Consider the following 12,789-nt stretch of genomic DNA (forward strand, 5'->3'; position numbering starts at 1 on the left):
AAAATACACGGGAGGCAAGTATAGTAGCGTCTTTGGTCGAATCGGGCGTGAGGACCTAGATGCAGTCGTTGTGGATGTTGCTGGCCTGTGCCATGTTTGCCGTGATGGGCGCCTGCATCAAGGTGGCGGCTGATTTTGGCGCGTCGCTGTCCCAGATCGTCCTTTTCCGGGGTGTCCCGTCGGTATTGCTGCTGCTCGTCTGGGCCGGCTTTACGGGGCGCAAGCTGCGTCCGCCCAGCTGGAAGCTGCATCTGTGGCGCAACCTGTCGGGCGTCACGGCCATGTGGCTGGGCTTCTACGCCCTGTCCAACCTGCCGCTGCCCACAGCGGTCAGCCTCAACTACACCTCACCGCTGTTCATAGCAGGCTGGATGCTGGTGTCGGTGGCCGCGCAGCGCGACTGGCTGCGCAGCCTGGCCGTGGTGCTGGGCTTCCTGGGCGTGGTCGGTGTGCTGCGCCCCAGCATAGGCGAAGAGCACTTCCTGGCCGGCCTGCTTGGACTTTGCTCGGGCGCCTTCGGGGCGGTCGCCATGCTGCAGGTGCGCCAGCTGGGGCGCGTGGGCGAACCCGAGTGGCGCACGGTGCTGATCTTTTCCAGCTGCGTCTGCCTGACCAGCACCGCCGGCTTGCTGGCTCAAGGCTGGAACACCCCGGGCCTGCCCGCCTGGCTGGGCTTGGTGGGCCTGGGCACTTCGGGCCTGGTGGGGCAGCTCGCCATGACGCGCGCCTTCGGCTATGGTTCCACTTTGTTGACCGCCGCCCTGCAGTACGTCACCATTATTTTTGCCGCCTTGCTGGGCATTATCTTCTGGGGAGACTGGCCCGACACGATCGCTTGGGCGGGCATGGCATTGATCATTGCATCGGGCCTGTTGTCCACCTGGCGCACCTATACTGAAAGCCGCAAGCGGCACGCCGCCGCGCAGCCCGGTCGCAAGCCGGCCTGAACCCGTCTTGCGGCGGCATTCCATTCAATCCAAAGCAGGAGCAAGCATTGTCCGAGATTCTCATCAGCCCCCTCGAGCTTCAACAGGCCATGATGCAAGAGCCGTGGCTCGTCTTCGACGTCCGCCACGATCTGGCCGACCATGAGGCGGGGCGCAAGGCCTACGACGAAGGACACATACCCGGCGCGATCTATCTCGACCACGAGCGCCAGCTATCAGCCCCGCGCACCGGAAACAACGGGCGCCACCCTTTGCCGGCACTGCGCGACTTCCAGTCCCTGATGCGCGGCCTGGGCCTGCGCCCGGAAATCAAGGTGGCCGTCTATGACGCCAGCGGCAGCATGTTCGCCGCCCACCTGTGGTGGATGCTGCGCTGGATGGGACACGAGCAGGTTGCCGTGCTCGATGGCGGCTGGCAGGCCTGGCTTGCAGCGGGCGGGCTGGTCGAGGCCGGGCAGGTGGCGAGCAGGCGGCCTGGCGGCGCGTCGGGCGATGAGGCTGCCCCCCGCCTGGGCGGCGCTGGCGCGCACGAAGCCCCTGTGCAAGGCATGCCGACCGTTGACGCCCAGGCCGTGCTGGCCAACCTCGAAAACCCCGCCTTGACGGTGGTGGACGCCCGCGCGCCCGAACGCTTTCGCGGCGAGGTCGAACCCATGGACCCCGTGGCGGGCCATATTCCCGGCGCCTTGAATCGTCCCAATTCGCTCAATATGCAGGAAGGCGGGCGCTTCAAGCCGGCCGAGCAGCTGCGCGAAGAGTTCCAGGCTTTGCTCGGCAGCCGGCAGCCCGGGCAGATCGTGCATCAGTGCGGTTCGGGCATTACCGCCAGCCACAACCTGTTCGCCATGGAACTGGCCGGCCTGCACGGCTCGGCGCTGTACCCCGGTTCGTGGAGCGAATGGTGCAGCGATGCCAAACGGCCTGTCGAGACGGGGGGCTAGCCGGCCTTATCAGGCTTAGGCCCAGGTGCTCCGGCCAAGCGGCTTTGTCCGGGGTGACCAGCCTGCTATGCGGCTCCACCCGCCATCATGCGGCGGTACCAGGCATGGAAGTGCAGCATGCCGTCCTCCATGGGCGACTGGTAGGGGCCGGATTCATTGACGCCGCGTTGCATCAGGGCCTTGCGGCCCGCGTCCATGCGCTCGGCGATTTCATCGTCTTCGACGGCGGTTTCCATATAGGCCGCACGCTGGGCCTCGACGAATTCGCGCTCGAAGGCCGCGATTTCTTCGGGGTAGTAGAACTCGACCACGTTCACGGTTTCTTGCGGGCTGACCGGATGCAGTGTGGACAGCACGAGCACGTGGGGATAGAGCTCAATCATGTGGGTGGGAAAGTAGGTAACCCACACTGCGCCGAAATCGGGCGTTTCGCCGCCCCGGAAATCAAGCAGCCTGTCATGCCATTGGCGGTAGACGTCGCTGCCCGGCTGGGCCAGGGCATTGTGCACGCCCACGCGCTGCAGGCTGTAGTATTCAGAGAATTCCCAGCTGAGGTCGTCGCAGGTAACGAAGCGCCCCAGGCCCGGGTGGAAGGGGCCCACGTGATAGTCTTCAAGGTAGACCTCGATGAAGGTCTTCCAGTTGTAGTTGCAGCGGTGGATCTCCACGTGGTCGAGCACGTAGTCTGAAAAATCGAACTCGGGGCGTTCGAACAGGGCCGCCATGTCGGCTGCCGGGTTGCGGGGGCCCTCGAACAGCAGGCCATGGCAGTTTTCAAGCGTGAAGCGCTGCAGGTTCATGCAGGGCGTTTCGGGAAACTGCGGGGCGCCCAGCAGCTCGCCCTGCACGCTGTAGGTCCAGCGGTGCACGGGGCACACAATGTTGCCGCCCGTCTGGCGCAGATTGCCGCTTGCGGGCGCGCCGTTCTGGTTGAAGCCCAGCATAAGCGCCTGCCTGTGGCGGCAGACATTGGACATGAGTTCGACCCCCTGGGGGCCGCGCACCAGAACCCGGCCGCCTTTTTCTTGTGGCAGCGTGCGCCAGTCGCCTGGCTCGGGGACGTGCTTTTCGTGCCCCACGTAAAGGGATGATTGCTTGAAGATCAGCGCCTGTTCGCGGGCGAATATGGCCTCGTCGAAGTAGCTGCTGACAGACAACTGCGTTTGCGCCAGCGCAAACTGCGCCTCCCGACCAATGTCGGTCATGGATTCCTCCCCCGCTGTGCTGAAAATCGGACGCTTCTTGCTTGGGTCCGGGAAGAACCGCAGAGTTCCCGGCCTGCTGGCGACCCGGCTTGTACCGGGGCCTGGCCTGCAGGGGCTTGCCCTTATGCTGCGTGGCCTGTGGCCTGCCTGTGCGGTCTGCCCTGCCTGTGTGGCCTGCGGCCCGCCTTGTCAGTATGGCCTGCAGATAAGCCTAAGATCCGATGCGAAGAAAAAAACGGCCAATCGCCGAAATATAAAGAGTTAGAAGTGAACATTCAATTGTACCGTAGATTTTCCTTTATAAAACAAGGCCTGGCACGAAAAATAACAAGCCGGCTCGCCGCATCTCGTACAATTCGGCTATTGCCAACCCAATTTCGCGGCGCAAGCCGAATATTTCTTTTTTGGAATTTCTCATGGTCGATCACAGCCGGACACCGGGCGAGGCGGGTGCCGTTGCCGGCGGCAACGCCGCATCGGGCGCTTTGCCGCAAGACTTCGAGACGGCGCTTGCCCAGCTCGAGGCCCTGGTGTCGCAAATGGAGAACGGCTCCCTGCCGCTGGATCAGTCGCTGGCGGCCTACCAGAAAGGGGTAGAGTTGGCCCGCATCTGCCAGAAGCTGCTCGACACAGCAGAGCAACAGGTCAAGGTGCTGCAGGGCAACCTGCTGCGTCCGCTCGACGAGGCCGGCGGCCCGCCCGACGAAGGCTGATCATGGGAAGAGCCGATTTCCCGATCTGGTTTTCCGAGCGGGTACAGCATATGGAGACCGTCCTCGACGGCTTCCTGCCCGAATCATCGATCGTGCCCATGCGCCTGCACGAAGCCATGCGCTATTCCGTCATGGGGGGCGGCAAGCGAGTCAGGGCCGCGCTGGTGTACGCCGCCGGCGAAGCCTGCGTGCCCGCCGGGCAGTCGGTTACCTCGGCCCAGGGCATTGCGCTTGACCACGCTGCGGCGGCGGTCGAGCTGATCCATGCCTATTCGCTGGTGCACGACGACCTGCCCTGCATGGACGACGACGACTTACGGCGCGGCCGCCCCACGGTGCATGTGCGATTTGACGAAGCCACTGCCATGCTGGCCGGCGATGCGCTGCAGCCTCTGGCTTTCGAGCTGCTGGCGCAGATGCCTGTTGCCCCGGCCCTGGTGGTGCAGGCGGTGGAAGCCCTGGCGCGATGCGCGGGCAGCCTGGGCATGGCCGGCGGCCAGGCCATCGATTGCGCCAGCGTGGGCCTCGACCTTAGCCAGGAGCAGCTGCAGATCATGCACGGCATGAAGACCGGCGCCATGCTCGAGGCCAGCGTCCTGCTGGGCGGCATCGTGGCGGGCGCCAGCTCTACCGCGCGCCAGGGGCTCGAAGCCTACGCCGATGCCATCGGGCTCGCCTTCCAGGTGGTGGATGACGTGCTCGACGTAGTGTCCGATACCTCCACCCTGGGCAAGACCGCGGGCAAGGATGCGGCGGGCAACAAGCCCACCTATGTGTCGCTGCTTGGCCTCGAGGGCTCGCGAGAACTGCTGCAGGCGCTGCGCCAGGAGGCGCATGCGGCTGTCCTGCCGCTGGGCCCGCCCGGCACGCGTCTTGCTGAACTTGCCGACTACATCGTCGGGCGCAATCGGTAGAGCCAGTGCGACTGTCCTTTTAGCGTCAACAGGCCCTGGGCCTGTTAAACCCGATACACGTTCCTTACGTATGACTACTGTCTCTCTCGAACACATTGAGTCTCCTGCCGACCTGAGGTCGCTGGACCGGCACGAACTCGAAGAACTGGCGAACCAGCTGCGCGAATTCGTCCTGAATTCGGTCTCGAAGACCGGCGGGCACCTGTCGTCCAACCTGGGCACGGTCGAGCTCACGATAGCGCTGCACTATGTGTTCAATACCCCCGAAGACCCCATTGTGTGGGACGTGGGTCATCAGTCCTACCCTCACAAGATCCTTACCGGACGCCGCGAGGCCATGGGGCAGCTGCGCCAGCTGGGCGGCATATCGGGGTTTCCCAAGCGCAGCGAATCGCCCTACGACGCCTTCGGCACGGCGCATTCTTCCACTTCGATCTCGGCCGCGCTGGGCATGGCGGTGGCCGCCCGCAATAAGGGCCTGGACCGCCAGCACGTCGCCGTCATCGGCGACGGCGCCATGACGGCGGGCATGGCTTTCGAGGCGCTGAACAATGCGGGCGTCACCCCCGGCGTCAACATGCTGGTGGTGCTGAACGACAACGACATGTCGATCTCTCCGCCGGTGGGGGCGCTTAATCATTACTTTGCCCGGCTGCTGTCGGGGCGTTTCTATGCCGCCGCCAAGAACATGGGCCGCGCGGTGCTGCAGCACGTGCCGCCGGTGCTCGAGCTGGCGCGCCGCTTCGAAGGACATGCCAAGGGTTTCGTGGCCTCGCCCGCAACCCTGTTCGAAGAGCTGGGCTTCAACTACGTGGGGCCCATCGACGGACACGACCTCGATGCGCTCATTCCCACGCTCGAGAACCTGCGTTCGCTGGGCGGCCTGCAGTTCCTGCATGTGGTTACCCGCAAGGGCCAGGGCTACAAGCTGGCCGAGGCCGATCCCGTCCTGTATCACGGGCCGGGCAAGTTCGATCCGTCGGTGGGCATACAGAAGCCGTCCACACCGCCGCGCCAGACCTTTACGCAGGTGTTCGGGCGCTGGCTGTGCGACATGGCCGATCACGACAGCCGCTTGGTGGGCATTACCCCGGCCATGCGCGAGGGCAGCGGCATGGTCGAGTTCCATAAGCGTTTTCCGCAGCGCTATTTCGACGTCGGCATTGCCGAGCAGCACGCCGTCACCTTCGCGGCGGGCCTGGCCTGCGACGGCATGAAGCCTGTGGTGGCCATCTATTCCACGTTCCTGCAGCGCGCCTACGACCAGCTCATCCACGACGTGGCCCTGCAAAATCTCGACGTCACCTTTGCGCTCGACCGCGCCGGCCTGGTTGGCGCCGACGGCGCGACGCACGCGGGCAACTACGATATTGCCTTCCTGCGCTGCGTGCCCAATATGGTGGTGGCTACGCCCTCTGACGAAAATGAGGCGCGCCTGCTGCTTACCACCTGTTATCAGCATGAAGGGCCGGCGGCCGTGCGCTATCCGCGTGGCGCGGGCAGGGGTGCCCCGGTCGAGGCGGGCTTCGAGACCGTGCCCCTGGGCAAGGGGCGCATCCTGCGCCAGGGAAGACGCATCGCCATCGTGGGCTTCGGCACCCTTGTTCCGGCAGCCCTCGAAGCAGCCGAGAACCTGGACGCCACCGTGGCCGACATGCGCTTCGTCAAGCCGCTGGACACTGAACTGCTCGACGAGCTGGCGCGCAGCCACGACGCCATCGTGACGGTCGAGGAAGCAGCCCTGATGGGCGGCGCCGGCAGCGCCGTGCTCGAGCATTTCAGCGAGCGCGGCGTGGCGGTTCCGGTGCTGCAGCTGGGGCTTCCCGACCGCTTCATCGACCATGGAGAGCAGGGCGCACTGCTTCGGTCGGTGGGCCTGGATGCGCAGGGAATCGAGCGCAGCATCGCCGCACGTTTTCCGGCGCCGGCGACTCAGAAAGAGGGTAAAGTCGCAAGCTCATTAGGGGAATAAGGGTATTAGCGACTAAACTGGTCCATAATAAACAGTTGTCCATTCATCAATGGCCGAGCCTTTCCGGCCGGCCCACCCAGGTCCAGATATGAATTCAGTTACCGATTCGGTCGTGGCGATGCCTGATGTGCAGAGCAGTGTCGATACCCGTCGTTTGCCCATCCAGCGCGTCGGTGTGCGTGGCGTGCGGCATCCGATGCTGGTGGCCTGCTCGAACGGCGAAGCCCTGCCCACCGTCGCCAACTGGGAGCTTACCGTCGCATTGCCGGCCGAAGAAAAAGGCACCCACATGTCGCGTTTCGTGGCGCAGCTCGAACAGTACCGCCGCCTTCCCATGACGCCGGCGCTGTTTTGCGAAATGACCGAAAAAATGCTGCCGCTGCTCAATGCGAAGCAGGGCGACATCACTGCCGTCTTCCCGTATTTCATCGACAAGGTTGCGCCGGTGTCGGGCGTTTCCAGCCTTATGGATTACGAAGTCAAGTGGCTGGCGCGCGCCGCCGAAGGTGAGGCGACCGTGTTCGAGCTGACCGTGGTGGTGCCCGTCACCAGCCTGTGCCCGTGCTCCAAGGCCATCTCCGAATACGGCGCGCACAACCAGCGCTCGCACGTCACGGTCAACGCGGTACTAAGCGATCCCGCCATCGATATGCCGGCCTTCATCCAGAGTATCGAACAGCAGGCCTCGTGCGAGCTGTGGGGCCTGCTCAAGCGCGGCGACGAAAAATACGTCACCGAACGCGCCTACGAAAACCCCAAGTTCGTCGAAGACCTGGTGCGCGACGTGGCCATGGCGGTCAAGGGCTTCGAAGCCGTACAGGGCTTCCGCATCGAAGCCGAGAACTTCGAGTCCATACACAATCATTCGGCCTACGCAGTCGTCGAAGGCTGAGCCTGCTTCAACGCGCCGGCCATGCCCTGGGCACGGCCAGGCATGGCCGGCGGCAAAAAGCCAATGGCGCCGGGCGCTTGCGCGCTAAATTATGCTAAACTAGCTGGTTTCTTGCTCGACTGAGCCATGCGTTTAAGGAAATATCCGGAGATAAATCGGGGTTTTTGCCCGGTTTTCCGGTTGTTTCAACGGGGCTTGTGCCAGCGGGCTGACCTTTTGGCGTTGTGCCAAAAGACATCCACAAGGAGTATTACATGCGTCACTACGAAGTAGTGTTTATTGTGCATCCCGATCAAAGCGAGCAAGTGCCCGCCATGATCGAGCGCTACCAGGCGGTCGTCACCAATGAGGGCGGCCAGGTGCATCGCCTCGAAGACTGGGGCCGCCGCCAACTGGCTTACCCCATCCAGAAGCTCGTCAAGGCTCATTACGTCTGCATGAACATCGAGTGCGGCCAGTCCACACTCGACGAACTCGAGCATTCCTTCCGCTACAACGACGCCGTGCTGCGCCACCTGGTCATCAAGACCAAGAAGGCCGACACCTCGCCGTCGATCATGATGAAGTCCGTCGAGCGCGAAGAGGCCCGCAAGGCCACGACCGAATCCACGGGCGACAAGGAATAAGCAGTCGTTCGGAATACCGGCGTGAACCAGCTTGCACTGACGGCGACCGTTCTTGAACTCAAGCCGTTGCGATACACCCCGGCCGGAGTGCCGGCCATCGAAATGCAGCTGGAACATGAGTCCGACGTCATGCAGGCGGGCCTTCAGCGGCGCATCAGCATGACGGTCCCGGCGGTGGCATTGGGCGATATCGCCTTGCTGCTGGCCGACACCCCGCTTGGCGCGCAACTGGCCATCGAGGGCTTCCTGGCCCCCACCCGCAAGGGGTCCGGCAAGCTGGTGGTTCATATACAGAAGGCGAACCGGGCATATGCGGGCAGCGGCAGCGCTGTGGTCTAGCGGCCGTTCCGAACACACAAACTGAATCGCGTAGGCCGGCTTCGGTTCGACGCATCGTAAATACACAGCCCGGGCGTGGCCCGTGCAACAGACAAGAGGCACATTATGGCTTTCTTCAAAAAAGGCAAAGAAAAGCGCAAGTTCAACCAGCAAAACCCGCTGTTCAAGCGCCGCAAGTTCTGCCGCTTCACGGCGGCCGGTGTCGAGCAGATCGACTACAAAGACCTCGATACCCTGCGTGACTTCATCCAGGAAAACGGCAAGATCATCCCTGCGCGCCTGACGGGCACCAAGGCCCACTACCAGCGCCAGCTCGACACCGCCATCAAGCGTGCGCGCTTCCTGGCCCTGTTGCCTTACACCGACAACCACAATTAATCCGAGGCTATCGTCATGCAAGTCATTCTGCTCGAAAAAGTCGCCAATCTGGGTAACCTCGGTGAAGTCGTCCGTGTTCGTGACGGCTACGCCCGCAACTACCTGATCCCGCAAAAAATCGCCCGTCGCGCCACCGATGCGGCCCTCAAAGAGTTCGAGGCCCGCCGCGCCGAGATCGAAAAGGCCCAGGCCGAGAAGCTGGCCGCCGCCGAAGCCACGGGCGCCAAGCTTAACGGCCTGACCCTGAAGCTGACGCAGAAGGCCGGTGTCGACGGCCGCCTGTTCGGTTCGGTCACCACCATGGATATCGCCGCCGCACTCGTGGCCGAAGGTTTCGAAGGCGTCCAGAAGTCGCAGGTTCGCCTGCCCGACGGCGCCATCAAGGCCGTGGGCGAGTTCCCCGCCCAGGTCGCGCTGCACGCCGACGTCGTCTCCGACATCACGGTGCAGGTGCAGGGCGAAATGGCCTGATCGGCTTTCGCCTTGCCATGGTACATTGGCCGTTTCACGGCCATGTGCCACGCCACGCAGACACGAGCCGGCGCGAGCCGGCTTTTTCGTTCATGCCGGGGCCCTTCAAGGGGTCCGGTCCCCCAAGGCAAGTATGCTGGATGCTAAGAAACTATCGGGCGACCCGCAGCTCGACTACCTGAGGGTGCCGCCGCACTCGGTCGAGGCCGAGCAGTCGGTGCTGGGCGGGCTGTTGCTCGACAACGCCGCCTGGGACCGCATCACCGACGTGCTGGGCGAAGAGGATTTCTATCGCTTCGACCACAAGATCATTTGGCAACACATCACGCGCCTCATCGGCCTGGCCCGTCCGGCCGACGTGGTCACCGTATATGAATCCTTGTCCAGCGCGGGCAAGGGCGAAGAGGTGGGCGGGCTGGCCTATCTGAACGCGCTGGCCCACAACACCCCCTCGGCCGCCAATATCCGCCGCTACGCCGAGATCGTGCGCGAGCGCTCGATGCTGCGCAAGCTGGTCTCGGTCGCTGATGAAATATCCGCCGCGGCCTTCAACCCCCAAGGCAAAGAGGCGCGCCAGCTTCTTGACGAAGCCGAGTCGCGCGTATTCCAGATAGCCCAGGAAGGTTCACGCGGGGCCACCGGCTTCCAAGAGATCCAGCCCCTGCTTTCCCAGGTGGTCGAACGCATCGACGAACTCTATCACCGCGAAGGCGATTCAGACATCACCGGTGTACCCACCGGCTTCAGCGACCTCGACCGCATGACATCCGGCCTGCAGCCGGGCGACCTCATCATCGTGGCCGGCCGTCCCTCGATGGGCAAGACCTCGTTCTCGATGAACATCGGCGAGCATGTGGCCATCGAACAAGGGCTGCCTGTTGCGGTCTTCTCGATGGAAATGGGCGCGGTGCAGCTGGCCATGCGTATGGTGGGCTCGGTGGGCCTGCTCGACCAGCACCGCATGCGCACGGGCAAGCTGACCAATGACGACTGGCCGCGCCTGACCCACGCTGTGCAAAAGGTGCAAGAGGCCCAGATCTACATTGATGAAACCCCGGCGCTAAGTTCGATGGAAGTGCGCGCCCGCGCCCGCCGCCTTGCCCGCCAGTGCGGCCAGCTGGGCCTGATCATCATCGACTACATGCAGCTTATGTCGGCCAACTCCGCGGGCGAGAACCGCGCCACCGAAATTTCGGAAATCAGCCGTTCGCTGAAGGGCCTGGCCAAGGAACTCAACTGCCCGCTCATTGCCTTGTCGCAGTTGAACCGCAGCCTCGAGCAACGCCCCAACAAGCGTCCCGTCATGAGCGACCTGCGCGAGTCGGGCGCCATCGAGCAGGACGCCGACCTTATCCTGTTCATCTATCGCGACGAGGTCTACAACCCTGATTCACCCGACAAGGGCTCGGCCGAGATCATCATCGGCAAGCAGCGTAACGGCCCTATCGGAATGGTGCGGCTGACGTTCCAGGGTTCCAGCACGCGCTTCCTCAATTTCACGCCGGGCATGACGATTTAGGGTGTTCTCTATCGGCTCAGCGCGGCCGCGAACTCCGCGCTGGTGGTCGTCCAGCCGATGAAGTTCTCGACGTTGTGTTCAACCGTCCGCTGTACTTCATCCGGCCCGGCGGGCATGGTTGCGTCACGCACCAGGATGGCGAAGTATTCTTTGGAGACCGCTTCGCGCAGGGTCCATTCAACCCCCACGTTGCTGGCGATGCCCACGACGCAAACGGTGTCGATGCCCCGGGCTCTCAGATGGTTGTCCAAAAGGGTGCCGGCGAAGCAGCTGGGGCGGGATTTATGGATCACCACTTCTCCGGGCCTGGGCGCCAGTTCGTCGACGATGGCGAAATCCCAGCTGCCTTCGACCAGAATGGGTTCGGCAAGCCCGGGGTGCTGCCGAAAATGGCGCATGGCGGGCGACTTGAACCACCATGGCGAGTTTTCGGGAATGTCGCTCAAGTCGCGCGCAAAGCCGTTTTGAAAGTGAAAAATGGGGATGCCAGCGCTACGCGCCGTGTCAAAGACCCGGCTCACCGCTTCGATGACTTTGCTTGCACCGCCGATGTCGAACCCGATGCGTTCAAGGTAGCCGCCTGGCGAGCAGAAGGCGTTCTGCATGTCGTTCACGATGATGGCGCAGCGTTGCGGGTTCAGGGTGAAGGGCTCGGGGCGGGCCTGCAAGACCCGGGTATCAGAAGTGCGTGGCATGATGTCTCTCTAATGTCTTGTAGGGGGCTGCTGCATCCATGCCGTGGCGGAACTTGAAAAGTGCCCAGGCGCCATGGCAAACCTTTGCCGAAATGTTCGCAAAGCGATGGCCGGCCATGGGCGGATGCGAAGCATGGTTCCGGCCGGGTGCCTATCCAGGCTGCGCGGCAAGAGGGGCTGTCATGGCCAGGGCCATGTCGAAGGCGGCCCGCAGGGAGGCCGGATCGGCAATACCGCGGCCAGCGATGTCGAAGGCGGTGCCATGATCGACGCTGGTGCGCACGAAGGGCAGGCCCACGGTTACGTTCACGCCTTCCTCGACGCCGAGGTACTTGACGGGTATGAGGCCCTGGTCGTGATACTGGGCTACCACAATGTCGAATTCACCACGCCGGGCGCGCATGAAGATGGTGTCGCCCGGCCAGGGCCCGCTGGCATCCAGGCCCTGGGCGCGGGCCTGGCGGATAGCAGGTTCGATGATGTCGATTTCTTCACGGCCGAAGCGGCCGCTTTCACCGGCGTGGGGGTTCAGGCCGGCGACCGCGATGCGGGGCCGGGCTATGCCCGCCCCCAGGCAGGCCTGATGGGCCAGCTGAATGGTATCCAGTTCGTTCTGTACGGTAATGTGCTTGAACACATCGGCCAGTGCCATGTGTATTGTGACGAGTATGACGCGCAGATCGCGATTGGCCAGCATCATGGCGTAATGCGGCGTGCCGGTGCGCTCGGCCAGAATCTCGGTATGGCCCGGATAATCGACGCCGCCCGCACGCATGGCTTCCTTGTTGAGCGGGGCGGTCACGATGGCGCGCAGGCGGCCCGCCAGCGCATCGTCTATGGCGTGGCACAGGTATTCGTAGGCGCCGCGGCCGGCGGCTGCATTAACCTGGCCGGCAGGCAGATCGGCGGGCAGGGCTTGCCACCGGTTGACCACGGCCAGCAGGCCCGAAGAGGGGCCGCTTGGCAAAGCCTCGATCGTATCGGCCGCGACAATGGGTATATGGCCCAGGCCCAGCGCCTGCGCCGTTGCGCGCAGGACGCCCTCGTCTCCGTAGACGACGGCGGGGGCGTCAAGCCCCGCGTCGAACAGCTTGAGGATGATTTCCGGGCCTATTCCCGCCGCATCGCCCATGGTGATGCCCAGGGGCCGGGCCGCGTTTGCCGCCTTGGCGCTCAT

14 protein-coding genes are annotated in these 12,789 nt (G+C 63.7%); 11 read left to right on the plus strand and 3 right to left on the minus strand.

The window, feature by feature from the left end:
- Positions 1-59: 59 nt before the first annotated feature.
- Positions 60-947: a DMT family transporter gene (locus C7440_RS17805; RefSeq protein ID WP_051019260.1), complete on the plus strand. Its 888-nt coding sequence runs from the start codon at positions 60-62 to the stop codon at positions 945-947.
- A gap of 47 nt (positions 948-994) precedes the next feature.
- A complete protein-coding gene (locus C7440_RS17810; protein WP_017524262.1) occupies positions 995-1,888 on the plus strand; it encodes a sulfurtransferase in 894 nt (297 codons plus the stop codon).
- A 65-nt stretch (positions 1,889-1,953) separates the two neighbouring features.
- On the opposite strand, the gene C7440_RS17815 is transcribed toward C7440_RS17810, so the two are convergent.
- Positions 1,954-3,093 carry an aromatic ring-hydroxylating oxygenase subunit alpha gene (locus tag C7440_RS17815; protein WP_017524263.1) on the minus strand — a complete coding sequence of 380 codons (1,140 nt, stop codon included), beginning with the start codon at positions 3,091-3,093 and terminating at the stop codon, positions 1,954-1,956.
- A gap of 416 nt (positions 3,094-3,509) precedes the next feature.
- Between C7440_RS17815 and C7440_RS17820 the strand changes: the two genes are divergently transcribed.
- The 9 genes from C7440_RS17820 to C7440_RS17860 all read left to right on the plus strand — a co-directional run bounded on the left by C7440_RS17820 (position 3,510) and on the right by C7440_RS17860 (position 10,917).
- Positions 3,510-3,806 (plus strand): exodeoxyribonuclease VII small subunit, encoded by a 297-nt coding sequence (locus C7440_RS17820; protein ID WP_116519415.1) that lies wholly within the window; start codon positions 3,510-3,512, stop codon positions 3,804-3,806.
- A gap of 2 nt (positions 3,807-3,808) precedes the next feature.
- Positions 3,809-4,720 (plus strand): polyprenyl synthetase family protein, encoded by a 912-nt coding sequence (locus tag C7440_RS17825; RefSeq protein WP_116519416.1) that lies wholly within the window; start codon positions 3,809-3,811, stop codon positions 4,718-4,720.
- Between the two features lie 70 nt (positions 4,721-4,790).
- Positions 4,791-6,692 carry a 1-deoxy-D-xylulose-5-phosphate synthase gene (gene dxs, locus C7440_RS17830; RefSeq protein ID WP_116519417.1) on the plus strand — a complete coding sequence of 634 codons (1,902 nt, stop codon included), beginning with the start codon at positions 4,791-4,793 and terminating at the stop codon, positions 6,690-6,692.
- 88 nt (positions 6,693-6,780) lie between these two features.
- Positions 6,781-7,584: a GTP cyclohydrolase FolE2 gene (gene folE2 / locus C7440_RS17835; RefSeq protein WP_017524267.1), complete on the plus strand. Its 804-nt coding sequence runs from the start codon at positions 6,781-6,783 to the stop codon at positions 7,582-7,584.
- 254 nt (positions 7,585-7,838) lie between these two features.
- A complete protein-coding gene (gene rpsF / locus C7440_RS17840) occupies positions 7,839-8,210 on the plus strand; it encodes a 30S ribosomal protein S6 (protein ID WP_017524268.1) in 372 nt (123 codons plus the stop codon).
- Positions 8,211-8,231: 21 nt separating this feature from the next.
- Positions 8,232-8,549 carry a primosomal replication protein N gene (gene priB / locus C7440_RS17845; RefSeq protein ID WP_017524269.1) on the plus strand — a complete coding sequence of 106 codons (318 nt, stop codon included), beginning with the start codon at positions 8,232-8,234 and terminating at the stop codon, positions 8,547-8,549.
- A 105-nt stretch (positions 8,550-8,654) separates the two neighbouring features.
- On the plus strand, positions 8,655-8,927 hold the full coding sequence (gene rpsR / locus C7440_RS17850) for a 30S ribosomal protein S18 (RefSeq protein WP_017524270.1): 273 nt from the start codon (positions 8,655-8,657) through the stop codon (positions 8,925-8,927).
- A gap of 15 nt (positions 8,928-8,942) precedes the next feature.
- Positions 8,943-9,398, plus strand: coding sequence for a 50S ribosomal protein L9 (gene rplI / locus C7440_RS17855; RefSeq protein ID WP_017524271.1), 456 nt, complete (start codon positions 8,943-8,945; stop codon positions 9,396-9,398).
- Positions 9,399-9,531: 133 nt separating this feature from the next.
- Entirely contained in the window at positions 9,532-10,917 is a 1,386-nt protein-coding gene (locus C7440_RS17860; protein ID WP_017524272.1) for a replicative DNA helicase, read from the plus strand.
- 8 nt (positions 10,918-10,925) lie between these two features.
- Here C7440_RS17860 and C7440_RS17865 read toward each other — a convergent pair whose 3' ends face one another.
- Together C7440_RS17865 and pdxA are read right to left on the minus strand one after the other, a co-directional pair.
- Complete coding sequence (locus C7440_RS17865; protein ID WP_116519418.1) at positions 10,926-11,612, minus strand: cysteine hydrolase family protein; 687 nt, start codon at positions 11,610-11,612, stop codon at positions 10,926-10,928.
- Positions 11,613-11,763: 151 nt separating this feature from the next.
- Positions 11,764-12,789, minus strand: coding sequence for a 4-hydroxythreonine-4-phosphate dehydrogenase PdxA (gene pdxA, locus C7440_RS17870; protein WP_116519437.1), 1,026 nt, complete (start codon positions 12,787-12,789; stop codon positions 11,764-11,766).

The sequence above is a fragment of the Pusillimonas noertemannii genome (assembly GCF_003096595.1).
Lineage (GTDB): Bacteria > Pseudomonadota > Gammaproteobacteria > Burkholderiales > Burkholderiaceae_B > Pusillimonas > Pusillimonas noertemannii.

Bases quoted from the DNA above. Each gene is read 5' to 3' on its own strand.
- C7440_RS17805 (WP_051019260.1), top strand. From the start codon at position 60: ATGCAGTCGTTGTGGATGTTGCTGGCCTGTGCCATGTTTGCCGTGATG.
- C7440_RS17815 (WP_017524263.1), bottom strand. From the start codon at position 3,093: ATGACCGACATTGGTCGGGAGGCGCAGTTTGCGCTGGCGCAAACGCAG.
- C7440_RS17820 (WP_116519415.1), top strand. From the start codon at position 3,510: ATGGTCGATCACAGCCGGACACCGGGCGAGGCGGGTGCCGTTGCCGGC.
- C7440_RS17825 (WP_116519416.1), top strand. From the start codon at position 3,809: ATGGGAAGAGCCGATTTCCCGATCTGGTTTTCCGAGCGGGTACAGCAT.
- dxs (WP_116519417.1), top strand. From the start codon at position 4,791: ATGACTACTGTCTCTCTCGAACACATTGAGTCTCCTGCCGACCTGAGG.
- folE2 (WP_017524267.1), top strand. From the start codon at position 6,781: ATGAATTCAGTTACCGATTCGGTCGTGGCGATGCCTGATGTGCAGAGC.
- rpsF (WP_017524268.1), top strand. From the start codon at position 7,839: ATGCGTCACTACGAAGTAGTGTTTATTGTGCATCCCGATCAAAGCGAG.
- rpsR (WP_017524270.1), top strand. From the start codon at position 8,655: ATGGCTTTCTTCAAAAAAGGCAAAGAAAAGCGCAAGTTCAACCAGCAA.
- rplI (WP_017524271.1), top strand. From the start codon at position 8,943: ATGCAAGTCATTCTGCTCGAAAAAGTCGCCAATCTGGGTAACCTCGGT.
- C7440_RS17860 (WP_017524272.1), top strand. From the start codon at position 9,532: ATGCTGGATGCTAAGAAACTATCGGGCGACCCGCAGCTCGACTACCTG.
- C7440_RS17865 (WP_116519418.1), bottom strand. From the start codon at position 11,612: ATGCCACGCACTTCTGATACCCGGGTCTTGCAGGCCCGCCCCGAGCCC.
- pdxA (WP_116519437.1), bottom strand. From the start codon at position 12,789: ATGAGCGCCAAGGCGGCAAACGCGGCCCGGCCCCTGGGCATCACCATG.